Origin of the sequence: Aeromonas sp. MR16, from assembly GCF_022549315.1 — a bacterium.
Lineage (GTDB): Bacteria > Pseudomonadota > Gammaproteobacteria > Enterobacterales > Aeromonadaceae > Aeromonas > Aeromonas aquatica.
In genome coordinates this window covers 36,289-62,701 of record NZ_JAKZFK010000004.1, presented here as the reverse complement: position 1 = coordinate 62,701, position 26,413 = coordinate 36,289, and the positions used below count along the sequence as shown (strand labels likewise).

The window sequence follows — 26,413 nt, the reverse complement described above, 5'->3', positions numbered from 1 at the left end:
CCTTTGATGGTATCCAAACAGAACACAATATAGCCGATAAGCCCGGTTGCTGTCATCCGCCCTTGTGGGGAAGACGGGGCCGTTCGGCTGCCTCAACGACACCATAGTGTGAGCCAGTTCAAGTTCTCGAAAAGTCGACATATCGGGATGGGATTTAAATGTTGCAACAAAATTAACATTTAAATAACAATGCAAGTCATGAGAATGATGCGGCTCAGCAACACCTCTCTCATCCCTTTTTGCCTGTATGGCTGCTGCGAAGAACCAGGGTAGGATTCTACCCTGGTATTTTTTTATGCCTGAGCCAGCAACTTGGCCGAGTTGCCATATTCCAGTTCACCCAAGCGGAACAGGCAAAATTCCCCTGGCATCATCTTTACCCAGTTTTCATTGCCGGTGAGCGGCCGGGTCGCGACCAGGGTCACCACGTCATTTGGCGTCGTCTCGCTCTGAAAATCGATGGCCACGTCCTCATCCAGCAGGCTGGCCTCACCAAAGGGAGCCCGGCGGGTCAGCCAGTAGAGGTTGTTGCTGCAATAGGTCATCACGAATTCCCCATCCGACAGCAACATGTTGAACACCCCCAGCGTGCGCAGCTCCTCGCACAGACTCGCCAGATGGCGGAACATGGCGGGGAAATTGGTCGGGCGTTTGGGGTATTTCTGCTCAAGCTGGCCAAGCAGCCAGCAGAAGGCATGCTCGCTGTCGGTGTCCCCCACCGGACGGTGGCGCCCGGTCGGCAACCGCTTGTAGCCGGTCAGCTGGCCGTTATGGGCAAAGGTCCAGTAGCGTCCCCACAGCTCGCGGGTGAACGGATGGGTGTTCTCCAGCGACACGCAGCCACGGTTCGCCTGCCGGATGTGGCTGACCACGGCGCGGCTCTTGATGGGTAACGCCTGCACCAGCTTGGCGATGGGAGACTGGGCGCTGGGCTCGGGATCCTTGAAGGTGCGAAAACCTCGCCCCTCGTAGAAGGTGATCCCCCAGCCATCCTTGTGGGGGCCTGTCTTGCCGCCCCGCAGCATCAGCCCGGTAAAACTAAAGCAGATGTCGGTCGGCACATTGGCACTCATGCCGAGCAGTTCGCACATATCCCCTCCACTGCCTGAATCACTTGGGCATTTTTCAATCGGCGCACTCGACGACTTGGGGAGCATCGACATCGGTCGCCCGACCTGGCAGTCCCCAGCCGACAGAGCGTTCTAAATTACTTGGCCATTTCTTTCTCGACCAGCTGGATCAGGATATGGATCACCTTGATGTGTATTTCCTGAATGCGGTCGGCATAGCCAAAATGCGGCACCCGGATCTCGACGTCCGCCAGACCGGCCATCTTGCCACCGTCCTTGCCGGTCAGCGCGATCACCTTCATGCCTTTGGCATGGGCGGCCTCGATAGCCTTGAGAATGTTGCCGGAGTTGCCGCTGGTGGAGATGCCGAGCAGCACGTCGCCACGACGACCGACCGCTTCCACGTAGCGGGAGAACACATAGTCGTAGCCAAAGTCATTGGAGACACATGAGAGGTGGCTCGGATCCGAGATGGCGATGCCGGCGTAACCGGGACGGTTCTCCCGATAACGGCCGGTCAGCTCCTCGGCAAAATGCATGGCATCGCAGTGAGAGCCACCGTTACCACAGGAGAGCACCTTGCCTTCCTGCTTGAAGGAGTCGGCCAGCAGGCGGGCGGCCGCCTCTATGCTCTTCAGGTTCTGCTCATCGGCCAGGAATGCCTGGAGCACGCTGGCAGCTTCGGTCAATTCATTGCGGATAAGTTCTTGGTACATGGCGTCTGGTGTCTCTTTGTATCGTCCAACATAGGGTTCCGCATTGTCGCACAAGCCAATCCCGCCGTCGCCCCCCGGCCAGCAGGGGGAAAGCCGGTTGCGTTAGCTCGCTCACGGCCGGGAGGTAACCGAGTTGTAAACATCTTGATAATTTTGTGCACATGAATTACAACAGAGGCCACATCCAACAGGTCAGACCTCTGGATCAGTTCATTCACTTAGCACCCAACTTCGGCAACTCATGCAAGGAGCAAAAAATGACGACGACCCTCACTCTGCTCGGAGTGATCCTGGTGATCGGCGCCATGGCTTATCGCCGGGCGTCTCTGCTCACCTCTACGCTTGCCACGGCTGTCGCCCTGGTCATCGGCACCTTCTATGGCCAGGTTCCCCTGCTGGTGTGGGCGCTGTTCGCCCTGGTTGCCATCCCGTTGAATCTGGTGGAGTTTCGCCGTAATCAACTGACCAGACCCCTGTTCAAGATCTACAAGTCCATCATGCCGGAAATGTCTCGTACCGAGAAAGAGGCCATCGAGGCGGGCACCACCTGGTGGGAAGCCGACCTCTTTGCCGGCAACCCGAACTGGAAAAAGCTGCACGCCATTCCGGTCAGCACCCTCAGCGCCGAGGAACAGGCCTTCATGGATGGCCCGGTCGAAGAAGTCTGTCGCATGGTCGACGACTGGGAAGTGACCCACGAGCGCGCCGATCTCTCCCCCGAGGTATGGCAATACCTGAAGGACCACAAGTTCTTCGCCATGATCATCAAGAAGAAGTACGGTGGCCTGGAATTTTCCGCCTATGCCCAGTCCTGCGTGCTGCAAAAGCTGTGCGGCGCCAGCGCCGTGCTCGCCTCCACCGTCGGCGTGCCCAACTCCTTAGGGCCGGGCGAGCTGCTGCAACACTACGGCACCGAGGAGCAAAAGGACCACTACCTGCCGCGTCTGGCGATTGGCAAGGAGATCCCCTGTTTCGCCCTGACCAGCCCGGAAGCGGGTTCGGATGCGGGCTCCATCCCGGACTTCGGCATCGTCTGCAAGGGCGAATGGGAAGGGGAAGAGGTGCTCGGCATGCGCCTGACCTGGAACAAGCGCTACATCACGCTCGCCCCCATTGCCACCGTGCTGGGACTGGCGTTCAAGTTGCGTGACCCGGATCACCTGCTGGGTGAAGAAATCGATCTCGGCATCACCTGCGCCCTGATCCCGACTCACATCAAGGGAGTCGAGATTGGCCGCCGTCACTTCCCGCTCAACGTGCCGTTCCAGAACGGTCCGACCCGCGGTGAAGAGGTGTTCGTGCCGCTCGACTTCATCATCGGCGGCCCGGCCATGGCCGGCCAGGGCTGGCGCATGCTGGTGGAGTGTCTGTCGGTCGGCCGCGGTATCACCCTGCCCTCCAACAGCACAGGCGGCGTCAAGATGCTGGCCCTGGCGAGCGGCGCCTACAGCCGCATTCGCCGCCAGTTCAAGCTGCCCATCGGCAAGATGGAGGGGATCGAAGAGCCGCTCGCTCGCCTGGGTGGCAACGCCTACATCATGGGGGCCGCCGCCAAGCTGACGGTCACCGGCATCGATCTGGGGGAGAAACCCTCGGTCATCTCCGCCATCGTCAAGTACCACCTCACCGACCGTGCCCAGAAGTGCGTCATCGATGCCATGGACATCCACGGTGGCAAGGCGATCTGCATGGGCCCGAACAACTACCTGGCTCGGGGCTATCAGGGCGCCCCCATCGCGGTGACCGTCGAGGGGGCCAACATCCTGACCCGCAGCATGATCATCTACGGTCAGGGCGCCATCCGCTGCCATCCCTATGTGTTGCCGGAGATGCTGGCCGCCAGCCACCCGGACAAGGAAGTGGCGCTCAAGGAGTTCGACAAGGCGATGTTCAGCCACGTCGGCTTCGCCATCAGCAACCTGGTGCGCAGTTTCTGGCTCGGCCTGACCGGCGCCAAGCTGGCGGCGGCGCCGTTCAAGGACGGGACCAAGGGTTACTATCAGCAACTGACCCGCCTCTCCGCCAACCTCGCCTTCCTGTCCGACATGGCGATGGGCACCCTGGGCGGCGAGCTCAAGCGCAAGGAGCGGGTCTCCGCCCGTCTCGGCGACGTGCTGAGCCAGCTCTATCTGGCCTCCAGCGCCCTCAAGCGGTATCAGGACGAGGGGCGCCAGCAGGCGGATCTGCCACTGCTGCACTGGGCGTTGCAAGATGCCATGTTCAAGGCGCAGGAAGCGATCGATGAGTTGCTGCGCAACTTCCCGAACCGCTGGATTGGGCTGGCCCTGCGCGTCATAGTGCTGCCGCTGGGTCGCGATCTGAAGCGTCCGAGCGACAAGCTGGACCAACAGGTCGCCCGCCTGCTGCAAACCCCGAGTGCCACCCGTAGCCGTCTGGCCGAAGGGCAGTACCTCACCCGCGAGGAGGGCAATCCCTTCGGCCTGCTGGAGCAGGCGCTCGAAGACGTGCTGGCCGCCGAGCCACTGTTCGAGAAGATCTGCAAGGCAGACGGTCGCAAGCGCCCCTTCACCCAGTTGGACAAGGTCGCCGACGAGGGGTTGGCGCTGGGGGTCATCAACCCGGCCGAGGCCGAGCTGCTGCGCCGCGCCGAACAGAGCCGCCTGCAGACCATCAACGTCGATGACTTCGACCCCATCGACCTGGTCGCCAACAAGTCGCTGTTCGAGCCATCTGCCTATCACAGAGCAGCCTGAGTCCGACCCTGAGCAGTAAAACGCCCCCCTCGTGGAGGCGTTTTTTATGCCTGAATCACTCGTGCTACCGAGGAGAAAAAAGAGACGCCAGCTGGATCAAATTTTGTAAATCTATCCGTTTCCTATCTTTAATGAAGCAGTTAAGGTATGCACAGGATCACAAACAGGATTGCATAATGGATGATCAAATCCTGATTATTGACGACGACGATCTGCCCCTGCCCGTATCGCGACAAGCCGGCTGGAAGGTGATGATTGTGGATGATGAGCCGGAAGTGCACCGCATCACCAAGATCACCCTGAGCAAATTTGAATTCGACGGCAAGCCCATTGATTTTCTGCACGCCTATTCGGCCGCCGAGGCCAAGGCGCTGCTCGCCACGACCTCGGATCTCGCCTTGCTGCTGCTCGATGTGGTCATGGAGGCTGATGACGCCGGTCTCGAGGTGGTGAAGTTCGTACGCGACGAGCTGCAAAACAAGATGGTGCGCATCGTACTGCGGACCGGCCAGCCCGGTCAGGCACCGGAGGATGACGTCGTCACCAACTACGACATCAACGACTACAAAGACAAGACCGAGCTCACCTCCCAGAAGTTGCGCACCCTGCTGCGCGCCAGCCTGCGCTCCTACCGGGATATCCGCACCCTGGAGAGCAATCGACAGGGACTGGAGAAGGTCATAGAGGCGTCCAAGGGGATCTTCGAGCAACGGGCACTGCGTCAGTTCGTCGAGGGGGCCCAGACCCAGCTCAGCGCCCTGCTCAATCTGGAAGACTCCCAGATCTACGATGTGAAGCACCTGGCCTACGAGGTCCGGGATCAGGAGCTCGAACCCCTGCTCAGCGATGAGCCGCCCCTGCGACTGAACGAGGCACCCGTCATTCTGCGTCACGCCATGACCAGGGGTGCCAACGTCTACGACGGCAACCAGATGGTGCTCTACTGCCAGAATGCCCGCCACCACCTGCTGTTCCACATCGAAACTTTCCGCCCCCTCAACCAGATGGACACAGGCCTGCTGAGTCTGTTTACCGAGAACATCATAGTGGCGCTGGAAAACATCCGGCTCAACGAGGTCATCGGCGACAACCAGCGCGAGATCATCTACCGCATCGGTGAACTGGTGGAAACCCGCTCCAAGGAATCCGGCCTGCACGTCAAGCGGGTGGCACTCTATACCGAGCTGTTCTGCCAGCTGCTCGGCATGAACGAGGAGCGCTGCGAACTCATCAAACGCGCCTCTCCCCTGCACGACATCGGCAAAGTGGGGATCCCGGATGCCATCTTGCACAAGCCGGGCAAGCTCACACCGGAAGAGTGGGAGATCATGAAGACCCACGCGCAATTGGGGCAGGACATGCTCTCCGGCAGCGATCTGGCGCTGTTCCAGATAGGCGCCACCATCGCCGGCAGCCACCATGAGAAATGGAATGGCAGCGGCTATCCCCGCGGGCTCCGGGGCGAGGCCATCCCGCTGGAGGGGCGGATAGTCGCGCTGGCCGACGTGTTCGATGCCCTGGGATCGGATCGCTGCTACAAGCAGGCCTGGCCGCTGGATCGCGTGCTGGAGCTTATCGAAACCGAACGGGGTCAGCACTTCGACCCGCAGCTGGTGACGCTGATGCTGGCCAATCTGGACAAGTTTCTCGACATCCGCGAACAGCACAAGGACATCTATATAGGTGCGCACTGAGCCGCCCTGGTGCTGGTTTCTCATGAAAAAGCCGCCCACTCGGGCGGCTTTTTCACAACCAGCGTTAGGCCTACTGCTCCGGCAGGTTCAGGTCCAGCGTGGGCGCAGGTGCGGCCTCGCCCTGCGCCTTTTGCGCCGCCATCGCCTTGTGCAGGGTCCGGCGCTTTTGCAGCACGATAAAGCCGCCCGCCCCAAGCAGCAGCAACAGGACACCGCCGCCTCCCAAGGCCCAGGGCAGCCAGCTGCTGTCCTGCTCCTCAGGTTGCGGCTCGACCGGTGTCACCACCGGGGTGGCTGAGGCCGCAGAGGGCTCGGGTGCCAGCACCGGCAGTATGTTGAACGACTTGGTCGGCAGCTGCAGTTGAATTTCACGCCCGAGCCGGGTCGTGCCAAACAGGGTTGCCTCGACCTTGTACTGCCCCACCGCCTTGAGGGTGGGGAGATCGATGCTGATGCGAGGTTCACTCGCCACCGCATTGAACGCCAGGCTCTCCCCCGTGCTGTTGACGGCCTTGCCCTGGATAGCCACCGAGGCCGGATCCAGCTCGTCGGCATCAATGAGCAAGGAGAGCTTGGCCCCCGCCTCACCCGAGGGCGCCGCCAGGGTGTAACTGACCGGCCAGGGATAGAGCAGCACCTGCTGTGACTGAGCGCGGGAGAACACCTGGTTGCCGGTGCTGTAGAGGGCGCGATACTTGCCGGCCGGGACGTCCAGCACGGCCTCGGCGGTCATGACGCCATCACCCGGCACCTCGTCGAGCCCCTTGCCATCGTCCAGATAGCGGCCAAGGGTCTCCTCAAACAGAGGCTCCCCGCTCGGGTCGCCCTCCCCAAACTGCTGCAGCGTCACCGTCATGCCGAGATCGGAGAGGTAATAGCCAGCCCCGGGCGCCGCACCATCGATCAGCAGCCGGGATTGCAGCTTGACCAGCTCCCCCTGATAGAGTCGGGACGGCAGCGGCTCGCTCTCGAGCCGGATGTCAGACAGCAGCCGCACCCGGTTATCGGGGTCGATCCCGCCAATGGCTTGCCAGGGGCCCGCCATGGGATTGCGGACAGTAATGAGATCCTGATCCTGCTGCGCCAGCCAGCCTACGTCCGGTGGCGTGACCTTGCCCACATAGAGCTTGCTGCCATCGGGTTGCACCAGGATCACCGAGGGGGTACCCGGCTTGCGTTTGATGATGAAGGTGATCTCCTTCACCCCGTAATCGATGCGAAAGCGGTTGTCGAGCAGCGGAATGTCGGAGGGGGCAAACACCTCGTTGGCCATGGTCGCCATCGGGAGCGACAGCGAGGCCAGCAGCAACCCGCCCCAAAATGGACTCATTGCCGCCACAGGCAGGCGCCTCCCTTCTTCTGCACCAGATCGAGCCGTCCCTCGTGAGTCGCCACCACCTCGTCACTGGCTCGGATCACCTTGAGCGGCGGGCGGTTGCTCTCCAGCCGGCGGATCCCGGTGTCCTGGTTGCTGTCGTTTTCACTGCTCTCGCTGGCCAGATTAAGCTTGGTCTGGCCACCCGTCATCAGCAGATAGACGTCGGCCAGGATCTCCGCATCGAGCAAGGCCCCATGCAGGGTGCGGTGAGAGTTGTCGATGCCGTAGCGATCGCAGAGCACGTCCAGGTTGTTACGCTTGCCGGGGAAGAGATCCCGCGCCATCGCCAGGGTATCGGTGATGCCGCAGATATCCGCCGTCTTGAAGCTCAGGCCAAGCTTGCTGAACTCGTAGTCCATGAAGCCCACGTCGAAGGGCGCGTTGTGGGCGATGAGCTCGGCGCCGCGGATGAACTCGATGAAGTCGTCCGCTATCTGGCTAAAGGCGGGCTTGTCGACCAGGAAGGCATCGGTGATACCGTGCACCGCGATGGCCTCGGGGTCCACCAGTCGATCCGGCTTGATATAGACATGGAAATGGTTGCCGGTCAGTTTGCGGTTGATCACCTCCACACAGCCGATCTCGATGATGCGGTGCCCGAGGTAGACGGGACCGCCTGCCGTGTTCATACCTGTGGTTTCAGTATCCAGAATGATCTGGCGATTCAGTTGGGGTGTGTTCATGATCCAATCTATGTCAAACTTCGGTTTTACTCGCTAGTTTACCCTCAAGCACCATGCAAAAACAGATTGATTTATATACGGATGGTTCCTGTCTCGGCAATCCGGGCCCCGGTGGCTATGGCGCCGTCATGGTCTATGGCAAACATCGCAAGGAATTGGCGGGAGGCTATCGGCTGACCACCAACAACCGGATGGAGCTGATGGCCGCCATCATGGGACTGCGTACCCTGAACGAGCCCTGCCTGGTTCGCCTCACCACCGACAGCCAGTATGTGCGCCAGGGGATCACCCAGTGGATCATCGGCTGGAAGAAGAAAGGCTGGATGACGTCAAACCGCCAACCGGTCAAGAACGTGGATCTCTGGCAGGCGCTGGATGCGGAGGCAAGCCGCCATCAGATAGAGTGGCTCTGGGTCAAGGGACACTCCGGCCACCCGGAGAACGAACGCTGCGATGTACTGGCACGCGATGCCGCCAGCGGCAAACAACTCGCCGAAGACACGGGCTATCAACCCTGAGGCTCTGGTGCCGCCCGGCTATTAACGCCTGCTACCAGCCCTGACGCGCCATGCCCGGCGCCGCTATCGACTCGGGCAGACGCCAGCGACGGCGCACCGGCGTGATGGGAAAGCGCCGCTTGCGGGCGGCTATTACATAGACCGAGGCCAGGGGCCGGCAATAGTCCTGCCCAAGACTCTCTCGCCACCAGCCGATCCGGCTCTGCTTGCCCATAAAAGAGAAGCCGAAGCGCTCGTCAAACATCACCTCGCACCCCAGCAACTGCAGCCAGTCGGTCACCCGCAGCGGGGTGAACATGCGCGCCGACCAGGGCAGACGCTGGCGCATCACCGGCAGGTAATGGCCAAGCCCCACCAGACTGGCGGGGTTATAGCCGCTGACGATGAGCCAGCCATCCTCGGTCAACACCCGCTCAGCCTCGCGCAGCACCTGATGGGGATCCGGTGAAAAATCGAGGCAATGGGCGAGCAGACAGGCATCCACGCTGCCGGATCGTACTGGCAAGGCCAGGGGATCGCCCTTGATATCCAGCGGTCTGCCGTCGGGGGCAATGCCAATCTGATGACGGATGGAGGAGTTCCCGCAGGAGAGCTCGGCACTCAGGGCGCCAATTTTCAGCAGATGATAACCAAACAGGTGCGGGCACCAGTTATCGAGCCGTTCCTGGATTTCGGCCGCCACCCAATCCCCCATGGGCAGCGCCGACCAGCTGGTCGGGATCTCGATCTGTTGTTCGGTACGTGCCAGCTGCATAATGGGACCAATCCGGGGTTCAAACGCCATTCTGTTATATAAGATCCCTCCCATAAAGAGAACACAAAGAGAAACCGACTCATGTATACCGTCATCACAGTTCCAGCCTTCAGTGACAATTACATCTGGTTGATCCGACACGAGAATCACTGCCTGGTTGTCGATCCGGGCGAGGCGGCGCCCGTGCTGGAACGGCTCGAGGCCCTGGGGCTAGAGCTCGACGCCATCTTGTTGACCCACCACCATCGCGATCATGTGGGCGGCGTGCTCGAGCTGCTTCACCACTTCCCCCATGCCCGCCTCTATGGCCCGAAACTGGATCCCATGCCGGACCATCACGGCCAGTGGCTGGAAGATGGCGATCAGATCAACTGGCATGGCCTGAGCCTGGACGTCATCCATGTGCCCGGCCACACCCTGGGTCACATCGCCTACCACGGTCAGGGCATGCTGTTTTGCGGCGATACCCTCTTCTCCGCCGGCTGCGGCCGTCTGTTCGAAGGCACCCCGGCCCAGATGCACGATTCACTGCAACGGCTCGCGGCCCTGCCCGATGACACCCTCCTCTATTGTGCTCATGAGTACACCCTCTCCAACCTGCGTTTCGCCCACGCGGTCGAACCCGACAACCTGGCGATCCAGCAGCGGATCGGGGTGATCAGCAAGTTGCGCCAACAGGGTCTGCCGAGCCTCCCTTCTCGGCTGGGGGATGAACGGCATTTCAACGTTTTCATACGCTGCGAGCAGGATTCCGTGAGATTTTCTGCTGAGAAATACGCCCTTAAATGCTTGGAAAATCCAGAGGATACCTTCGCCGTGCTGCGGGGCTGGAAGGACGTTTTTTGAACAAACCTTGATCAGGGGGCCATTGCCCCTTATGATGCGAGCTGTTTTTCAATAGATGACCTGAGCGAGATGAAGCTACGAACGGCCTTATTGGCAGCGCTGTTTCTCAGCGGCTGTCAAAACCTGAGCCATCAGGATGACCGGGCGGTAACGGCAATCGAGCCGATCAAATCCCCCCAAGTCAGCAAGAAAACGTACAAGAAACACTCTTCCAGAATGCTGTTCGGCGACGAGCAGTTAGAAGAGATGGATGACACCGATAACCTGTGGGTGCGTATCAGCGATGATATGCAGCTGGACTCGCATGATAATGCCCGGGTCCGCCAACAGCGTGATTGGTTACTGCGTAATGATAAGCATATGGCGACCATTGCCAGCCGGGCTGAGCCCTACCTGTATCTGATGGTAGAGGAAATCGAACGGCGTGAGCTGCCAATGGAGCTTATTACCATCCCCATGATCGAGAGCACCTTCGATCCCAATGCCCGCTCCCGCAGCAATGCGGTCGGTCTTTGGCAATTTGTGCCTGCCACCGGCAGAAACTTCGGCCTGCGCCACGACAACTGGTATGACGGCCGTCGCGATGTGATTGCGTCCACCAATGCGGCGCTGGATTATCTGGAATACTTGAACCGCTTCTTCGACGGTGACTGGTTGCAGACGCTGGCCGCCTACAACGCCGGTGAAGGCCGGGTGCGCAACGCCATCATCCGCAACCAGAAGGCCGGTCGACCGACCGACTACTGGTCCCTGGACTTGCCCCGCGAGACCCGGATGTATGTGCCCAAGATCCTGGCCATGGCGGACATGATCCGCAACGCGGACAAGTACAATGTCCCCCTGCCTGTGCTGGCCAACAAGCCACAGCTGCGGACCATCAACACCGGTGGTCAGATCGATCTGAACGTGGCCGCCCAGTTGGCGGGGGTATCAGCCTCCCAGCTCAAGGCCCTCAATCCCGCGCTCAAGCGTGGCACGACGTCGCCGCAGGGGCCTTACAACCTGCTGGTGCCTGTCGAATATGCCGACACCCTGGAGCTGGCGCTGGCCGACCTGCCCAAGCGTGAACGCACCCGTGGCGTGCGCTCCTATCAGGTCACCAGCGGCGATACCCTCTCCCGCATCGCCCAGAACCACGGGGTGAGCGTGCAGCAGCTCAAGCTCGCCAACAACCTGCGTGGCACCAACCTGCGCCGTGGCCAGAGCCTGGTGATCCCCAACGGCGGCACGTCGAGCCAGGTCGCCCAGAGCAAGCCGCAGCAGCTGGCCAGCCGCAGTGGCAACAAGGTGAGCTACCAGGTGCGCTCCGGTGACAACCTGTGGAGCATCAGCCAGGCGCACGGTGTGGCACACACCGATCTGGCCAAGTGGAACGGATTGAATGCCAAGTCGGCCCTGAAGCCGGGCATGAAACTGGTGGTCTGGCCCAAGCAGGGCAAGGGCAGCAACAAGTCCATGGTCTATCAGGTCCGTCGCGGAGACTCCCTCTCCTCCATCGCCGCCCGCTTCCAGGTCGCCGTCAACGACGTGATGCGCTGGAATCAGCTCGGCAAGCGTGACAACCTCAAGCCGGGTCAGGAACTGACCCTGTTCGTGAAGAACAACAGCTGATGGCTGAGACCCGATAAAAAAATACCCCGCCTGGTGCGGGGTATTTTTTTGTCTGCCATCCGGCCCGATCAGGGCGTGATGGCCTGAGCCGCGAAGCGCGCCATGATGGGGTTGTGATCCGAGGCATCGGTGGCAGGTGAACTCACTTCCACCAGATCCAGGTTGCGGTAGTAGAGGTGATCCAGCGGGCGGCCGAAGGCGGTACGGCGCAGATCCGGCACCGGGATGGCTTCCTGCAGGCCGAGCTCCCCCACCAACTTGTTCAACCAGAATTCCCGCTTGTCGCTCCAGGTGTTGAAATCCCCCGCCAGAATGACCGGGCCCTGATGACGATGGATCAGTGCGGTCAGATCGTTGATCTGCTCGCGGAAGGTCGCCATGCCCAGCTCGAAGTTGACCGCATGCAGGTTCACCACCAGCACACCGTCAGGATCGCCCTGCAAGGGGTACAGGCTCACCAAGCCGGACTTGGGAATACGCAGCAGTGGCTCGGGGGAGCGCACGCCGCAGACGAAGGCCTGTGGCGTCTTGGCCACCGTCATGACACCGAAGGAGACACCCCCCTGGGTAAAGGCTTGCAACTGCTGCCACTGGAAGTCACCGGTCTTGAGCCAGTCCAGCATCTCGGGTCGGGTGACCGACTCCTGCAGCAGCACCAGATCCTGGGACTTGGCGTACTCGTCCAGCCCTTCGCGCCAGTTCTTGCGCTGACCCTTGTAGAGATTCCAGACGGTGATGCCGAACTCGCGGGGCAAGGCGGTGGACGCCAGCGCCACCAGCGGCGGTTGCTGGCAGTTGACGCCGGGCACTATGCCCGCCGCCGTGACCAGATGATCCTGATCAGGCACCTCGAAACAACCGACCAGTCCCAGCGTCAGCAGGGAAGTCCCCAGAATCCGATAACTATTTTTCATTGGCTAACAATCACCTGCCTCTGCAATCGGCCATGACCAACACAAGTGTCATGGTCGCCGACTAGTCTCATTATTCGTGTCCGGCCCGACTCATCCATGAGGGATCCCGCAATGGCGAGACAGCACCAGTACCGCGTGACATTTTATGATCAACAAGGAACTTGTCATCAAGTGGAGCTCTCCACCGTTTACCAGATCAGGCGGGATCCCCAGTGCGATCTCTGCCTGTTTGACGCCCAGCACTGCGTTGGCTCGGAAGAGATGCTGGAGCGCATGATACGGCAAAAAACCGGGCTTGAGCAGGAAATATCCATCATCAGCGCCCGGATCATCTGAGCAGGATCAGACCGGGACGGGACGGGATTTACCCTGATCGTCGATGGCTACGTAGGTGAAGACCCCCTCGGTCACGCAGTAGCGCTGGGCTTCATTCTCCCGCAGCACCGGCTTGACCCAGACTTCCAGCTTGAGGCGCATGGAGCTGCGCCCGATCTTCAGGCAGCGGCCGTAGCAGCACACCACATCCCCCACCTTGACCGGACTGTGAAAAGTCATGCCCTCGACCGACACGGTACAGATGCGCCCCTTTGCCAGCTCCTTGGCCATGATGCCCCCACCTATATCCATCTGGGACATGATCCAGCCCCCGAAGATATCGCCATTGGGGTTGGTATCGGCTGGCATTGCCAGGGTTCTCAGCAGCAGTTCCCCATCGGGGTGACGCTTGGTATCGACCATCATTACGACTCTCTATGACTGGTATGAATGGCGGTATGACGGCGAGAACCCGGCGTCCCATCGAGGCAGGCCGGGTATAGAGCGCCGCATGACCGCACTCAGGATATGGGTGGCGGCATGATAGGGGGCGATCCCGACCTTGGCAAATCGCAATTACCCGCCAAGCTCTTGGATGGAGTGCAGCAGATAATATTGAGCCCCATCTTTTTTCAATCTGATTGTGCTGCCTGTTCGGCAAACCAGTGGGCCGGATCCGGCCAGCGGTAGACGAAGCCGAGCCGCTGGCAGATGCGTTGCCCCTCGATGGGGGCAAAGTCGCCGCTCGGCTCGGTGAAGATCGGCGGCGCCAACCCGAGCAGGCGCGAGGCAAACGGATAGAGCTGCTCGCGCCTGGGGTGCACAGGGGCACTCAGGTTATAGGCGTCCCCATCCTGCCCTTGTGCCAGCATCAGCAGACAGGCGGCCACCACGTCGTCCAGGTGCACCAGGTTCACCGCTTGAGCGCCCCCCGCCAGCGTCTTGCCCGCGAGGAAACGGCCGGGATGGCGATCCGGGCCATAGAGACCGGCGGGACGCAGCACCATGGCGCACTCAAAACCTGCGCCCAGCACCCCCTGCTCGGCGGCCAGCATTCGCATCCCGCGAGCATGAGCAGGTTGAGGGGCTTCGTCCTCCCCCTGCCCCGGTGCCCACACCGAGGTGGCACTGATGAACAGCACCCGCTGCGTGCCCGCCGTCCTGGCCAGCTGGCACAGGCGCGCCACCGCGGCCGGGTAATCTTCCGTCTTGCTCGGCGGCACGCAGACAACCAGCTCGCGGCAGTGAAACGGCAAGGCGTCCAGCTGGGCCGACAGTTGCAGCGGCCAGGCCGGCATCCCTTCGGCCACCAGGCGCGCGGCCTTCTCGCTCGAGCTGACCGTCACCGCGACCGATTGACCCTGCACCTGCAGCACCTTCGCCAGCGGCAATCCCAGCCAGCCAGCCCCCACTATTCCCGTCTGATACTCACTCTCGACTGTCATCGGTAAAATCCTGGCAAAAAAAAACGGCCATCCATGATGACCGTCGAAAGTAACGAAGGAAATAGCTGGATTAACCAGTTACCTCCCACAGCGGGAAAATCGGGAGCGCACGCTCCTAATTCGTGGGCCTATCCTAGTGGCAGCGCGGTCAAAAAGCTTTGAAGCGGATCACAGTTGAAAAGGATTTCTGAAAGCGCTTTCAATGTTTTACGAATAAATTGGCCCGTTCAGGGCCAATTTCTTGTTCAGGCGACGGATTCGCGGGGCACCAGTTCTGCCTCGAACTTGAGTGCCAGGCCGTCGACCGGCTTGTGATCCAGCAGCCGCAAGGCCAGTTCAGCGGCCCGCTCGCCCATCTCTTCGATGGGGTAGCGCACAGTGGTGAGCTTGGGGTAGATGTAGCGGGCGTAGGGAATGTCATCGAAGCCGACCACTGACACCTGCTGGGGGATCTTGTAGCCGCGCTCCAGCAGACAGGAGATGGCCCCCGCCACCATGGCGTCGTTGAAGCCCAGCACGGCGCTGAACTCAACACCGCGCTCCAGCAATTCACTCATGGCCACATAGCCACCTTTCTCATCGGCATAGGCGCGACCGATCAGGGACTGATCCAGCTCGATGCCGGCTCGCTGCAGGGCAACCCTGTAGCCCGCCATCCGCTGTTGACCATCGACGAACGCCTCGTCATCCGAGGTGACGAAGGCAATCTTGCGATGCCCCGCATCCAGCAAGTGCTGACAGGCGGTGGTGATGCCCGCCTGGTTGTCCAGCCAGACGCAGCGATCCTCGCAACCCGGCACCTGGCGGTTGATGAAGACGATGGGAGTGGAGCCCGTCGCCAGCTCGATCAGCTCGGCATCCGGCAGCGCCTTGCTGTGCAGGATCAGGGCGTCACACTGGCGCTGCAACAGCGCCTGAATGGCGTGCCGCTCACGGGTCGCATCGTGGTTGCCGGACACCACTATGGTGAACTTGTTCGCCTTGTCGACCATGCTCTCGATGCCGCGCATCATCTGGGCGAAGAAGGGGCCACCGCAGAGATCCCCTACCAGTACGCCGATGCAGTTGGAACGTTTGCTCACCAGGGCCTGGGCAAAGCTGTTGGGACGGAAACTCAGCTCTTTCATGGCCGCGAGAACAGCCTCGCGCTTCTCGGGGGCGACCTGCGCCGTGTTGTTGATGACTCGCGACACCGTCGAAATGGACACATTCGCCAGCTGAGACACATCTTTGATCGTTGCCACTCTCAATTCCTTTGTTGGGGAAACCTGTCTGTGTTGATCGGGCTATTGTATCGAACCTGCCAGCCCAAGATGCGGTGCCCGATCACCTGGCAGGTTTCCTTTTGTAACAAAGCTTAAGGGATGATAACCATTTTGAGGCAAGAATGGGAGGCAACCGCCGCGGCGACTGCCTCCCCTTCTCAATAGGCGTGATTCAGCTCGCGTTCCGACATGAAACGCAGGGGTTGCTGCAGCTTGTGCTGATAGATGAGATCGAAGGAGAGCACGTTCTGGACGTAGTTGCGCGTCTCCCGATAGGGAATGCTCTCCACCCAGACGTCCATCGGCTTGTTCTCGCTCTGATCGCGCCAGCGTTTGACCCGGCCGGGCCCAGCGTTATAGGCCGCCGCCGCCAGGATCCGGTTGCCGTCATACACATCCAGCAAGCGCTTGAGGTAGGCGCTGCCGAGCCGGATGTTCATGGCCGGATCGAACAGCTGCTGCTCGTTGCGATAGGGTACACCCAGCTTGGCGGCCGTCTCCTTGGCAGTCGCCGGCATCAGTTGCATCAGGCCACGTGCCCCGACCGGCGACTGCGCCAGCGGATAGAGGGCGCTCTCCTGGCGGGAAATGGCGTAGAGCAGGCTGGTGTTCATGGTGCGCTCCTGCGCCATCTGGGAGAAGGTGCGCTTGAGCGGCAAGGGGAAGCGCAAGTCGAGCGCGTCCCAGGCCTCGGCCCGGATGCTGGAGAGGATCGCCAGCTCATGCCAGCCCTGATTGAGGGCGATGTGACCAAACTCGAGGCGCTGGGCCACCGGGTTGCGATCCATGTTATGGATCCACTCAGAGCGTGCCGCCGTGATCTCGTTCATGTCCAGCAACTCGCGCACCCGCAGCAGGAAGGGCCAGCGGCTGCTCGCCGTGCGCCAGTCCGGCACCTTGTGCGCCGAGCTCTGGTTCTTGATGCGATAGGGTACGCCGGTGCGCTGGGCCGCCATGAAGCCGTAGAAGCCGCGCAGGTTGGCGGTCTCGAGATAGAGATCCCGCGCCGCCTTCTGCTGCCCCTTCACCTCGAGGGAGCGAGCCAGCCAGTAACGCCAGCGATCCTCCTTCTGCAGCGCCATGGGCATCTTCTTGACCCAGCCTTCGAGCCCTCGCCAATCCTCTTCCCAGATGGCGAGCCGCGCTCTTAGCTCCAGCAACTCGCCATCCTTGCTGCGCGCCAGGGTCCCATCCAGCCAGCCACGCTGGGCGGGGGATCTGTCCAGCAGCAGACGGCGCGCGGCGGCGCGCTCCACGGCCGCCACCTCGGTCTGGTTCAGACCGAAACGACGCTTCATCTCCCCCAACTGGCGCAACACGGCCTCGGGCTCCTGATTGGCGTAGCGGGCCAGCCCCAGGGCGAGCAGGTGTCTGGATTGGGGCGCCGCCGTGAAGTTGGCCGGGTTCATCGCCCTGGCGGGTTGATCAAACAGGGCGATCATCTGATCCCCATAGGGTTTCAGGTTGCCACTCAGCTGGGCGCCGAGGTGACGGATAAGGTCGGGATTTTGCGCCTCGAACGCCAGCTTCATCCGCTGCCAGATCTTATCCTGGGTGCGCAGACCGGCCTGTTGCCAGAGCTGGAATAGGGGATCGCAGGCATCGGGCCTGGATTGGCCGCTCAGCCAGAGCTTGTCCGCTTCATTCAGGGCTTGTGTCCGCTGTCCGGTGTAGTAGCGCGCCTGATAGTGCATGCAGAGCAAGTCGGTGGAGCTCGGCTTGGCCGGGTAGAAGCGCAGGAACTGGGACCACTGCTGGCTCTGGGCCAGGTAGGTGAGATAGCTGCGCTCCAGCCGGTTGGACTGGGGCGTGTCCCCGTGCTGGCGGATGAAACGGGTCACGTCGTCGTAGTCCGCCGCCCCCGGTCGGAACGCCAGCTGGTAGTAATCCAGATAGGGCAGCAGCGGATAATGGGTCAAGCGGGCACGGATCTGCTGGAAACGGGCCTGATCGTCCGCCCGTACCGCATCATAGGCCTGACGATAGAGGGATTGCTCCATGGTTTGAGCAGAGGCTTGCGGCAGAAGCCCAGGCACACACAGCGCCGATAAGATGATTCCCCAGACGGCTTTCACGAATAGCGTTCTCCCTTGAGAGGCACAACCACCGCCCGTTGGCGGTGGTGACATGCCTTTCATTCTACCCGTTAAAGATGGGGGCTACGCCACACTATTTTTATCGGTCTGGGGGTTGCGATCGTGGCGCGTCAGTCGGCTGATATAGCGCTCCAGATAGGGCACAGGCAGCGGCTTGGAGGCGAGATAGCCCTGGAAGAAATGACAGCCCTGCGCCTGCAGGAACTCCAGCTGCTGGCGCGACTCGACCCCCTCGGCCGTCACGTTGAAGCCCATATGACGGGCCATGGCGATCACCGCCTCGACGATGGCCATGTTGTCGCCATCCTTGGGGATGTCCTGAATGAAGGAGCGATCTATCTTGAGCTCGTCCGCCGGCAGTCGCTTGAGGTAGCTCAGGGAGGAGTAACCGGCGCCGAAGTCGTCGATGGCAAAGCTGATGCCAAGGGTCTTGAGCTCGGCCATCTTGCTGATGGTGTCCTCCGCATGGCCGAGCACCACGGACTCGGTGATCTCCAGGTTCAGGCAGGCGGGATCCATGCCGGTGGCGGCCAGCACGTCGTGAATGCAGTCGACGAAGTCATGGGCATGGAACTGCTTGGCACTGACATTGACCGACAGCTGGGGCACGTGGATCCCGCTCTCCTCCCAGGAGACATATTGGGCACACGCCTCGTGCAGCACCCAGTTGCCGATGTCGACGATGAGATCCGTCTCCTCGGCGATGGGAATGAACTCGGCGGGGGAGACCAGCGCGCGGCCAGGAGGTTGCCAGCGGATCAGCGCCTCCACACCTATGATGTCCCCCCCTTCCACCATGTGCTGGGGCTGATAGTGGAGCGTCAGCTCCTGGTTGTTGAGGGCGCTGCGCAGCTCGTTGTGGATGAGCAGACGGCGATCGGCCTGCAACTGCATGGAGGCATCGAAGAAGCGCCGGGTCTTGCGGCCCGCCGACTTCGCCTGATACATGGCGGTGTCCGCCTGCTTGAGCAGGTCCCCCGCCTCCTGCTCCCGCCCGGGAAACAGGGTGATGCCGACGCTGGCGCCGATGTGCAACACCTGGCCGCCATGGCTGTAGGGCGCGGCAATCTCGCCGATGAGCCGCTCGGCGATGAGGTCGGCCTGCATCTCAGCCTGGGGAGGGCTGATGGAGAGGGAGGGCAGCAGCAACACAAACTCGTCGCCGCCGAGCCGCGCCAGACAATCCCCTTGCCGCACCAATCGCTTGAGGCGGCTGGCCACCTCTTTGAGCAGCCAGTCGCCGGTAGCGTGGCCGAGGGAGTCGTTGATGGTCTTGAAATGATCGAGATCGATAAACAGCAGGGCACCGATCAGGTGCTCGCGGCTCGCCTCCATGAACGCCTGGGCCAGGGTCTCGTGCAGCTGGCGGCGATTGGGCAAGCCGGTCAGCTCATCGTAATAGGCGAGATCCTGGATGCGGCGCTCCGCCGCCTTGCGCTCCGAAATGTCTTCAAAGAAGATGACGTAGTGACTGATGCCCCCCTTGTCATCCTGCACCGGCGTGACGATTTCCCACTGAGGATAGCCATGACCGTCGGCGTGCAGCCGCTGGGTTTCCCCCTGCCAGCGATCCAGGCCATTGAATTCATAGCCAAGCCCACCCAGCCCGGACCAGAGGTCGTTGCCAAGGTAGCGGCCTATCACGCCCTGGTTGTCAAAACCGGTGATCTGGCCAAAGGCGTTGTTGACGCGCAGGATCTTGAAGTCGGGATCCGTGATGATGATCCCTTCATGAGTTTCGAACGCCACCGCCGACAGGCGCAACTGCGCATCGCTTTGCAGACGTTCCAGCTCGGCCACCATGCGCACCGAGAAGATGGTCAGCACGGAGCCCAGGTTCGCGGTCTGGGTCTGACTCGGGAACAGCAACGCCAGATGGCCCAGGACCTGCCCCCTGCGATCGAGCAGGGGCTGAGCGTAATAGTGCTGACCCGGTGGCAGGCCGGTGCAGCCGGTCAGGGGCTCGCTGATGGGGGTCACGGCGACGGCATCTTGCCGGTAGAGCCGCTGACAGGGCATGTCGGCGAGGGCATATTCTTTGAGGTCGATCCCGTGGCCCGCCAGCACCCTGAGTCGATCGCGGCCAACGCGCTCCGTCAGCCAGACCGCATTGGCCCCCAGAATATGGGCGAGCTCGTTGACCAGGGTATTGCAAAAATCGAGGCCGGTCTTGGCGGAAAGGGCCTGGGCCAGCTGGGTCAGCAGGGGATCTTGCAACTGATGGGAGGGTTGCACCAGGCCGTCCGGCAGTTCGGCTCCCTGGACCCCGTCCAGCGGTGCCAACCAACCACAGCACACCTGCTGGGCTGGCACATACTGACCGCTCCAGAGCACGTGGTGCACGGCGCCGTTCTCATCGCAGAGGTGGCCAATAAACTGGCCAGGTTGACGCGAGTGATAGAGTCTGGTGAGAAAATCGGCGAAGCCGGATTCATCCTCTTGCGCCAGCTGCCCGGCCCAGGGATGAGCCCCCTCCCCCTGCCAGGGCTGGCAAGAGACATGATCAGACAGGCTCCATTGCTCATGCTGCCGATCATAAAACCACATCATCTGGGTGGCTTGTTGCTTCATTTACGACTCCAACACTACAGCAACCACGTTATCCACCCCGCTCGCTTGAGGGGGAGGAATACCCGCTTCTACGCATACGCCATTCGCGCATGGCAATCAATCTGCGATGCGGTGACGAGGATAGACAGAGAAAATACGAAACTAAGCGGCAAAAACCAGACATCAGGTCGACACAAGGCGCTGCCAAGAGGGGACAGAGACGAGCCTAGTTTCTTCATACTGCCTGCCCGTTTCGTGGAGCTCAAGCGGTTTTTGGCATGAAACGGGAAAAGCTCACAATTTATAAATCGCTAGATAACCAAGGCCTTATTTTGTGACGCAGATCACATTTCAATCTGGCGACATGGGTAATCTGGAGGTGAAGACACAAGCAAGACGACCCAAAGGGGGCCAATATGAAAATCGAAATCACCAGCAAAATCATCGACATCACCCCAGCCATTCGCGAGCGCATCGAATCCCGTTTTGAAAAGCTCGAGCGTCTTCAAGTGCCTCTTATCACACCCCATGTGATCATCTCCAAGGAGCGTTTGACCTATATCGTCGAGGCCACCGCCGGCATCCCCAACGGCAAGCTGTTTGCACAGGCAGAGCACGAGGATCTGTACGCCGCCATCACGGATCTGGGCCAGAAGCTGGAACGCCAGCTCAATCGCCACACCGAGAAACCCCTTGCTCGCCGCGCAGCCGCCGCAGGCAAGGACATTCCCCAGACGGAGCCTGACGAAGCCGACGCCTGATCCGGGCAGTCATCTCATCCATTGAGCAAAAAGGCGGGTCATCCCGCCTTTTTGCATACTGCCACTCAGCTCCTCAACTCAGCCAGCGCAAGCGGGCATCTACTCCTAGTTTCAACTCCTCCAGCAGCGGCAGCATCAGCATGGGCACCTCCCCTCCAGGGTAGGAAGCCAGAGACCGGGCAGCTTGTCTCTCCTGCCAGCGCTCACGTCCCAACGCCGAGAGGTTGTCGTAGATGGCGGGATCCAGGGCCGGCGCCTTGCTCACCAGCGGGGGCGAGCGCAGCGCCAGCCAGAGCCGCACATCCACCATGTTCCCCCCCTGTTGCAGACGCTCGTTGAGCTCGCTGGCATCGGGCTCCGCCACAGTCCCTTGCAAGGCCGCCTTGGGCGGCAGACCGAAATGGCTGCGCCATTCCTGCTCTTGCGGCTGCGCCGCCGGCGTGGCCCCAAACCAGGGCTGATCTTCGACGGCCCCGCTCAGCAGGGCGAGGTGCAGCCGGAAGTCGGCCCTGTCCCCTTGCCGGAGATCCTGGTTGAGGCGCTGGCCCAACTGGGCTTCATCAACGAGCAGTCGATCACGAATCGCGCTGGGCAGCATGAGATAAATCTTGGAAATGGGGGTTTCATTGCTTATCGGCCGTCAACCCGATCCTTTGAGCATTAAAAATAAAGCCAAGGGGTTCACAAGCGCGACAGATCTGTTAGTATGCGCTCGCACTCGAGGAGGGGTTCCCGAGCGGCCAAAGGGATCAGACTGTAAATCTGACGGCTCTGCCTTCGAAGGTTCGAATCCTTCTCCCTCCACCATTCAAGTGCAAAAAAGCAGTACCACATCGAAAGAGAAATACCCCGTGGAGGGGTTCCCGAGCGGCCAAAGGGATCAGACTGTAAATCTGACGGCTCTGCCTTCGAAGGTTCGAATCCTTCTCCCTCCACCATTCTTCAGACAACCCGGCCCAGCGCCGGGTTTTCGCTTTTTAGCCCCGGCGTATTCACTCCCGGCCACCCGTCGCCAATAGCAAACGGGAGGCCAAGGCCTCCCGTCGTCACACTCCTTTCTCCTCACAGGGTGAAGCGGTAGAAGATATCCACCGCCTGGGCTACCCCGCTCACCGCCTGCAGATAGAGCCTTGGCAGCACCTCGTAGCGCAGCTTGAACTCGGCGATGGGGCTGAACACCCCGACCCCGTACTGGAACTGCAGGCCGGGCAGCAGATAGGCCGACAGGGTCACCTGAGTGTCGTCACCGCTGCCGGCGGTATCCAGAGCCACATCGCTCATGCCGAGGGACTCCCCTATGCTGGAGACCACCCCGTTGGCCTGACTGACGGCGCCGGCCACCAGCAGGCCGTTGAAGCCGCCATCCTCACCGCTGGTCTGCAACCCCTTGCCGCGCAGCAGGTAGGAGAGCTGCTCGGACTGCGCCATCTGCGGCTCGGAGTAGACGGTGATCTTCGGCTTGGCCGCCGGTCCCGTCACCCGTACCCCGACGGTGACATTGTCCTCTATGGTATCGGGATCCCGGTTCGCCTCGATATTGAGATAGGGTTGATCGATGGGGCCGGAGAACAGGATGCGGCCTTCCTTGATGATGAGGTTCTGACCATAGGCCTTGAAACGCCCATCTTTCAGCTCCAGTTGACCGTTGCCCGACAGCGGTTTGGAGGGATCCTGGCGAATGTTGAGCGCCCCGGTCATCTTGGTCTTGAGCCCCATGGCCTCCAGCCGGACATCGTCGCCAAGCCGGATGGCGAGCTTGATCTCCATCGGTAGCGGTGCCGCTTTGGGTACCGGCGGCAGATCATCGTAGATCACGGTCACGTCATCGGAGACGGCCACCGCGCTCTCGGGCAGGCTCTTGACCAGGATCCGCGACCAGGGAATGTCCACCTGACCGCTGACCAGGGTCTCCTCTCCCAGCGATATGGCGATGTCCGGGGTCACCCGCACCCGGCCCATGCCAGGGTATTGCGCCTCCAGATCCTTGCCCTTGATGGTGAGGCTGCCGGTAACGGGTTGTTGGGCCCAGCTCAGCCAGCCCCCCAGCACGAGCGGTCCCTTGCCCACCATCATGGTGCCATCGAGTTCGGCTCTGTTGCCCTCGATCTTGAGGCGAGTCACCAGCTTGGAGAGGGTCACCATGTCGGAGTGGGTCTGCACCTCCCCGTCTTGCAAGTTGAGGTCGCCGTACAGCAGGGGTGAGGCCAGGGTGCCATCGAAGCGGGCATCCGCCGAGATGAAGCCCTGCAAGGAGCGCACCTCGGGGATCAGGGGGGCGAAGGTGGCGAGCTTGAGCTGGTCAAACTTGAGCTGACCCGACAACTGGCCCCGCCCGGCGGGCTCTTTTATCAGCAGATCGGTGTCGATGTTGCCGATCTGCTTGGAGGCAAAGTCGAGCCGGATGGCGGCCTGCTGGCGTTCGAAATCGACGCCGAGTTCAAGCTGCTGGTACTCGGTCTTGAGCTCGTCGGCGATGAAGGTACCGGCCGTGGTACGCACTGTGGCGTGCAACGTCGGCTGGGCGCCACGCCAGCTGGCACGGCCATCGGCCGACAGCACCGCTTGCCAGCGGAAGTTGTCCGGCAGCCAGGGGCGCAGTCGCTTGAGATCGAGGGCATTGAGGGCAAACTCCAGGCTGCCCTGGGCCGCGGAGATCTGGCTGCCCTTGACGCAGAGACTGGCCTTCTGGGATCCCAGGCAGAGATCCCCCATGGTCAGCTGCTGTTTGGACAGCGCCAGATCCAGCGCCCAGGGCGCCATCAGCTCCCAGCGCTTGAGGGGCGTCTTCATCTTCAGGGTCGAAAGGGTACCGCGCCAGTGATCGCCGCGCAGGCCGCCATTCAGACTCAGATCCGCGGCCACCGGCTCCCCTTTCATGGTCAGGGTGAGATCGTGGCGATTGAGATCGCCGCTGAGGTTCAGGGCAAGCTGGGAGAGGGCCGTCGTCCCCTGTACCAGGCTCGCCACCGTCAGCGCCAGCTCACCGGCGGGTTTGTCTCCCACCAGGGCATTACCCTTGATGGCGATCCCTTTTAGCACTGTTCCCGCATAGGAGAGGCGACCGGACGCCAGATCGGCGTTCACTCTCGGCGCCTGCTGGCTGCCGGTGAGCCGCACCTGTCCCTTGACGTCCCCCTTGAGACCGGGGTAGATGCCGCCGAGGGTGGGGGCGTCGATATCCGCATCCAGCTTCCAGGCTTGCGCCGTGAGAGCGCCCTTGGCCTGCAGGTGGTTGGGGCCGCTTTGCAGCGCCAGCGCCGGGATGGTCCATTCCATCTTGTCGTTACCGCTGAGCGCTCCTTTAAGCGCCAGCGGATACTGGTTCAGCTTGCCCTCGACCTTGAGCTCGGGCAGCGTCAGCAGCCAGTGGCCCGCCTCGCTGAGCTCGAAGCGGCTGACTATCTTGCCCGCCAGCTTGCCCTTGATCTCGGGCACCAGCTCGGCCGGGTTGATCTCCTTGAATTCGGTGGTGCCCTGCCACTGGACCCCCTTGCGCCACGCCAGCTTGCCATCGAGTTTGAGCTCCCCGGTCAGGGCATTGAGCAGCAGTTCGATGCGCTCGAGCTGGGTCAGGTCCCCCTTGCCGGACAGGGCCAGCTTGAAGGGGGGCACGTCCGTCCCCTTGCCGCCGGTGTTCAAGGCAAACTGATAGCCGGAGAGCTTGCCCTTGGCACTCAGGGTCCCCTTGTCCAGCTGATAGCTGGGCTCCTCTTTTGCGGGCTTGTGCAGCGGCCAGCCAAGGCGCTTCCAGTCCAGCGCCAACTCGAACGGCAAGTCAGGATCCAGCGCCCCCAGGGTGCCCTTGAGATTGGCCGCCACCGGCCCCTTGGCCTGCAGTGCCAGCGCCAGCTTGCCGACAGAGCCATCCAGGGTCAGTTTCGCCTGCTCGGTGTCGAGTTCCCACGGCTTGAGCCCCTTGCGGGCCTTGGCATCCAGGGTCAGGGAGAGGGGGTAATCATCCACCAGCCGGACATGGCCGCTGAGCGCCAGATCGGCCATATCGTGACGCAGGGAGAGCTCGCGCACATCGATGCGCTCCTCCTTGGCCGTGGCGCTGAGCAGCAGGGTGTCGAGCCCCTCGATCAGCTCCCCCTGCTGGTAGCGCAGCCTGGTGATGCTCAGGCCTTCCAGCTGGATGGGGAATGGCAGGCGGATGGCGGGCAGCGCTATGGGCGCGGGCTTGCTTGCGGCCTTGCTCTTGCTGCTCTTGTCAGCCTTGCTCCCCTCGGGCGGCTTGGCCGCCGCCAGGGAGACATCCTGACCCTGCTTGTCCTGTTTGTCAGTGGCCGCCTTGTTCTGCGCCGCCTTGGCGGGCGTCTTCGCCTTGTCGGCGGACTTTTTGTTGTCGGCAGGCTCCTCGGGGGCATCCGCCAGTACGATGTTGAGCCCATCGAGCGCGGGCCCCCGCACGATCAGCCCCTTGCGATCCAGGGTCGCTCCTATGTCGAGAGACTTGAGGGTCAGCGCCACCCCCGGCACGGCGAGATCCAGGTCCGTCACCTTGAGGCTGTCGATCTGGATACGCAGCGGCAGTGGCCGCCAGACGAAGGGCGCCGTCGGCTCTTCGGCCGCCGGTTCGGACTTGGCCGCCCGGGCCACAGGATGGGTCACCTCCAGCGACTTGATCCAGATCTTGCCCTGCAGCAACTTGCCGAGATCCCAGTCCAGCACGGCGTGCTCGATGGTGACATCCACCAACGCATCTTGCCAGCCGAGTCCTTTCAGAGTCCAGCCGTAGCCGAGCTGGCCGGCCACCAGCTCTCCCTTGAGAGACGGCAGCGCCGACTTGGCCTGTTGCCATAGCCACTGGTTGCCCGGATGGGTGAAGCCCAGCAGGCTGACGCCGATGAGCAGCAGGAAGATGAGGCCCATCAACCACAGGAAGATGCGTTTTATCCAGATCACGGTGCCACCCCCTGCGAAGAGGAGAAACTCGTCGGCCACAAGAAAATACGTTTTATCCAGATCACGATGCAGACCCCAGCGAGAAATGCAGCCGCAGCGGCCGAACCAGCATAATTGAATTGAAAGTAGCGATATTTTCAGCGCAGGATATCACTGAGTTTTTAATAAATAGCGTATT

Annotated in this window: 20 protein-coding genes and 2 tRNA genes; 9 read left to right on the top strand and 13 right to left on the bottom strand. The window is 61.5% G+C overall.

What is annotated here, in order from left to right; translation table 11 throughout:
* Positions 1–293: 293 nt before the first annotated feature.
* Both MM194_RS05180 and lpcA read right to left on the bottom strand, forming a co-directional pair.
* Entirely contained in the window at positions 294–1,091 is a 798-nt protein-coding gene (locus MM194_RS05180) for a class II glutamine amidotransferase (RefSeq protein WP_042641912.1), read from the bottom strand.
* Positions 1,092–1,207: 116 nt separating this feature from the next.
* A complete protein-coding gene (lpcA, locus tag MM194_RS05175) occupies positions 1,208–1,786 on the bottom strand; it encodes a D-sedoheptulose 7-phosphate isomerase (protein WP_241342930.1) in 579 nt (192 codons plus the stop codon).
* Between the two features lie 257 nt (positions 1,787–2,043).
* Here lpcA and fadE point away from each other — a divergent pair, with 257 nt between their 5' ends.
* Together fadE and MM194_RS05165 are read left to right on the top strand one after the other, a co-directional pair.
* Positions 2,044–4,500 carry an acyl-CoA dehydrogenase FadE gene (fadE, locus tag MM194_RS05170; RefSeq protein ID WP_241342928.1) on the top strand — a complete coding sequence of 819 codons (2,457 nt, stop codon included), beginning with the start codon at positions 2,044–2,046 and terminating at the stop codon, positions 4,498–4,500.
* A 176-nt stretch (positions 4,501–4,676) separates the two neighbouring features.
* A complete protein-coding gene (locus tag MM194_RS05165) occupies positions 4,677–6,194 on the top strand; it encodes an HD domain-containing phosphohydrolase (protein ID WP_241342926.1) in 1,518 nt (505 codons plus the stop codon).
* 70 nt (positions 6,195–6,264) lie between these two features.
* Here MM194_RS05165 and MM194_RS05160 read toward each other — a convergent pair whose 3' ends face one another.
* Positions 6,265–7,524 (bottom strand): TIGR03503 family protein, encoded by a 1,260-nt coding sequence (locus tag MM194_RS05160; RefSeq protein ID WP_241342924.1) that lies wholly within the window; start codon positions 7,522–7,524, stop codon positions 6,265–6,267.
* Complete coding sequence (gene dnaQ, locus MM194_RS05155; protein ID WP_033129347.1) at positions 7,521–8,255, bottom strand: DNA polymerase III subunit epsilon; 735 nt, start codon at positions 8,253–8,255, stop codon at positions 7,521–7,523. The genes MM194_RS05160 and dnaQ overlap by 4 nt, the downstream gene beginning before the upstream one ends.
* Before the next feature lie 53 nt (positions 8,256–8,308).
* On the opposite strand from dnaQ, the gene rnhA reads away from it, so the two are divergent.
* Positions 8,309–8,773 carry a ribonuclease HI gene (gene rnhA, locus MM194_RS05150; RefSeq protein WP_033129346.1) on the top strand — a complete coding sequence of 155 codons (465 nt, stop codon included), beginning with the start codon at positions 8,309–8,311 and terminating at the stop codon, positions 8,771–8,773.
* A gap of 31 nt (positions 8,774–8,804) precedes the next feature.
* Here rnhA and MM194_RS05145 read toward each other — a convergent pair whose 3' ends face one another.
* Positions 8,805–9,527: a methyltransferase domain-containing protein gene (locus MM194_RS05145; RefSeq protein ID WP_241342922.1), complete on the bottom strand. Its 723-nt coding sequence runs from the start codon at positions 9,525–9,527 to the stop codon at positions 8,805–8,807.
* An 81-nt stretch (positions 9,528–9,608) separates the two neighbouring features.
* Between MM194_RS05145 and gloB the strand changes: the two genes are divergently transcribed.
* Together gloB and MM194_RS05135 are read left to right on the top strand one after the other, a co-directional pair.
* Complete coding sequence (gene gloB / locus MM194_RS05140) at positions 9,609–10,373, top strand: hydroxyacylglutathione hydrolase (protein WP_033129344.1); 765 nt, start codon at positions 9,609–9,611, stop codon at positions 10,371–10,373.
* Positions 10,374–10,442: 69 nt separating this feature from the next.
* Positions 10,443–11,984 carry a LysM peptidoglycan-binding domain-containing protein gene (locus MM194_RS05135; protein ID WP_033129343.1) on the top strand — a complete coding sequence of 514 codons (1,542 nt, stop codon included), beginning with the start codon at positions 10,443–10,445 and terminating at the stop codon, positions 11,982–11,984.
* Between the two features lie 68 nt (positions 11,985–12,052).
* Here the strand turns inward: MM194_RS05135 and MM194_RS05130 are convergent, their stop codons facing one another.
* A complete protein-coding gene (locus tag MM194_RS05130; protein WP_241342921.1) occupies positions 12,053–12,898 on the bottom strand; it encodes an endonuclease/exonuclease/phosphatase family protein in 846 nt (281 codons plus the stop codon).
* Between the two features lie 111 nt (positions 12,899–13,009).
* On the opposite strand from MM194_RS05130, the gene MM194_RS05125 reads away from it, so the two are divergent.
* Complete coding sequence (locus tag MM194_RS05125) at positions 13,010–13,234, top strand: hypothetical protein (RefSeq protein ID WP_033129341.1); 225 nt, start codon at positions 13,010–13,012, stop codon at positions 13,232–13,234.
* 6 nt (positions 13,235–13,240) lie between these two features.
* On the opposite strand, the gene yciA is transcribed toward MM194_RS05125, so the two are convergent.
* The 5 genes from yciA to MM194_RS05100 form a co-directional block, all read right to left on the bottom strand.
* Positions 13,241–13,639, bottom strand: a complete 399-nt coding sequence (gene yciA, locus MM194_RS05120) for an acyl-CoA thioester hydrolase YciA (RefSeq protein ID WP_241342917.1) — start codon at positions 13,637–13,639, stop codon at positions 13,241–13,243.
* Positions 13,640–13,845: 206 nt separating this feature from the next.
* On the bottom strand, positions 13,846–14,658 hold the full coding sequence (locus tag MM194_RS05115; protein WP_241342915.1) for an NAD-dependent epimerase/dehydratase family protein: 813 nt from the start codon (positions 14,656–14,658) through the stop codon (positions 13,846–13,848).
* A 245-nt stretch (positions 14,659–14,903) separates the two neighbouring features.
* Positions 14,904–15,902, bottom strand: coding sequence for a LacI family DNA-binding transcriptional regulator (locus MM194_RS05110; RefSeq protein WP_033129338.1), 999 nt, complete (start codon positions 15,900–15,902; stop codon positions 14,904–14,906).
* A 179-nt stretch (positions 15,903–16,081) separates the two neighbouring features.
* Complete coding sequence (locus tag MM194_RS05105; RefSeq protein ID WP_241342913.1) at positions 16,082–17,998, bottom strand: transglycosylase SLT domain-containing protein; 1,917 nt, start codon at positions 17,996–17,998, stop codon at positions 16,082–16,084.
* Between the two features lie 84 nt (positions 17,999–18,082).
* A complete protein-coding gene (locus MM194_RS05100) occupies positions 18,083–20,590 on the bottom strand; it encodes a GGDEF and EAL domain-containing protein (RefSeq protein WP_241342911.1) in 2,508 nt (835 codons plus the stop codon).
* 395 nt (positions 20,591–20,985) lie between these two features.
* Here MM194_RS05100 and raiA point away from each other — a divergent pair, with 395 nt between their 5' ends.
* The gene (gene raiA, locus MM194_RS05095; protein WP_042641944.1) at positions 20,986–21,330 is read left to right on the top strand and encodes a ribosome-associated translation inhibitor RaiA; all 345 of its coding nucleotides are present in this window, start codon (positions 20,986–20,988) and stop codon (positions 21,328–21,330) included.
* A gap of 73 nt (positions 21,331–21,403) precedes the next feature.
* Here the strand turns inward: raiA and MM194_RS05090 are convergent, their stop codons facing one another.
* Complete coding sequence (locus tag MM194_RS05090) at positions 21,404–21,928, bottom strand: VC2046/SO_2500 family protein (protein ID WP_033129334.1); 525 nt, start codon at positions 21,926–21,928, stop codon at positions 21,404–21,406.
* A gap of 124 nt (positions 21,929–22,052) precedes the next feature.
* On the opposite strand from MM194_RS05090, the gene MM194_RS05085 reads away from it, so the two are divergent.
* Positions 22,053–22,137, top strand: a tRNA-Tyr gene (locus MM194_RS05085).
* A 46-nt stretch (positions 22,138–22,183) separates the two neighbouring features.
* Positions 22,184–22,268 (top strand) — tRNA-Tyr (locus MM194_RS05080).
* Positions 22,269–22,392: 124 nt separating this feature from the next.
* Here the strand turns inward: MM194_RS05080 and MM194_RS05075 are convergent.
* The gene (locus MM194_RS05075; protein WP_241342910.1) at positions 22,393–26,235 is read right to left on the bottom strand and encodes a translocation/assembly module TamB domain-containing protein; all 3,843 of its coding nucleotides are present in this window, start codon (positions 26,233–26,235) and stop codon (positions 22,393–22,395) included.
* Between the last annotated feature and the right edge of the window lie 178 nt (positions 26,236–26,413).

Excerpts from the sequence above, each read along its gene's own strand:
- MM194_RS05180 (WP_042641912.1), bottom strand. The coding sequence starts at position 1,091 with ATGTGCGAACTGCTCGGCATGAGTGCCAATGTGCCGACCGACATCTGC.
- lpcA (WP_241342930.1), bottom strand. The coding sequence starts at position 1,786 with ATGTACCAAGAACTTATCCGCAATGAATTGACCGAAGCTGCCAGCGTG.
- fadE (WP_241342928.1), top strand. The coding sequence starts at position 2,044 with ATGACGACGACCCTCACTCTGCTCGGAGTGATCCTGGTGATCGGCGCC.
- MM194_RS05165 (WP_241342926.1), top strand. The coding sequence starts at position 4,677 with ATGGATGATCAAATCCTGATTATTGACGACGACGATCTGCCCCTGCCC.
- MM194_RS05160 (WP_241342924.1), bottom strand. The coding sequence starts at position 7,524 with ATGAGTCCATTTTGGGGCGGGTTGCTGCTGGCCTCGCTGTCGCTCCCG.
- dnaQ (WP_033129347.1), bottom strand. The coding sequence starts at position 8,255 with ATGAACACACCCCAACTGAATCGCCAGATCATTCTGGATACTGAAACC.
- rnhA (WP_033129346.1), top strand. The coding sequence starts at position 8,309 with ATGCAAAAACAGATTGATTTATATACGGATGGTTCCTGTCTCGGCAAT.
- MM194_RS05145 (WP_241342922.1), bottom strand. The coding sequence starts at position 9,527 with ATGCAGCTGGCACGTACCGAACAACAGATCGAGATCCCGACCAGCTGG.
- gloB (WP_033129344.1), top strand. The coding sequence starts at position 9,609 with ATGTATACCGTCATCACAGTTCCAGCCTTCAGTGACAATTACATCTGG.
- MM194_RS05135 (WP_033129343.1), top strand. The coding sequence starts at position 10,443 with ATGAAGCTACGAACGGCCTTATTGGCAGCGCTGTTTCTCAGCGGCTGT.
- MM194_RS05130 (WP_241342921.1), bottom strand. The coding sequence starts at position 12,898 with ATGAAAAATAGTTATCGGATTCTGGGGACTTCCCTGCTGACGCTGGGA.
- MM194_RS05125 (WP_033129341.1), top strand. The coding sequence starts at position 13,010 with ATGGCGAGACAGCACCAGTACCGCGTGACATTTTATGATCAACAAGGA.
- yciA (WP_241342917.1), bottom strand. The coding sequence starts at position 13,639 with ATGATGGTCGATACCAAGCGTCACCCCGATGGGGAACTGCTGCTGAGA.
- MM194_RS05115 (WP_241342915.1), bottom strand. The coding sequence starts at position 14,658 with ATGACAGTCGAGAGTGAGTATCAGACGGGAATAGTGGGGGCTGGCTGG.
- MM194_RS05100 (WP_241342911.1), bottom strand. The coding sequence starts at position 20,590 with ATGAAGCAACAAGCCACCCAGATGATGTGGTTTTATGATCGGCAGCAT.
- raiA (WP_042641944.1), top strand. The coding sequence starts at position 20,986 with ATGAAAATCGAAATCACCAGCAAAATCATCGACATCACCCCAGCCATT.
- MM194_RS05090 (WP_033129334.1), bottom strand. The coding sequence starts at position 21,928 with ATGCTGCCCAGCGCGATTCGTGATCGACTGCTCGTTGATGAAGCCCAG.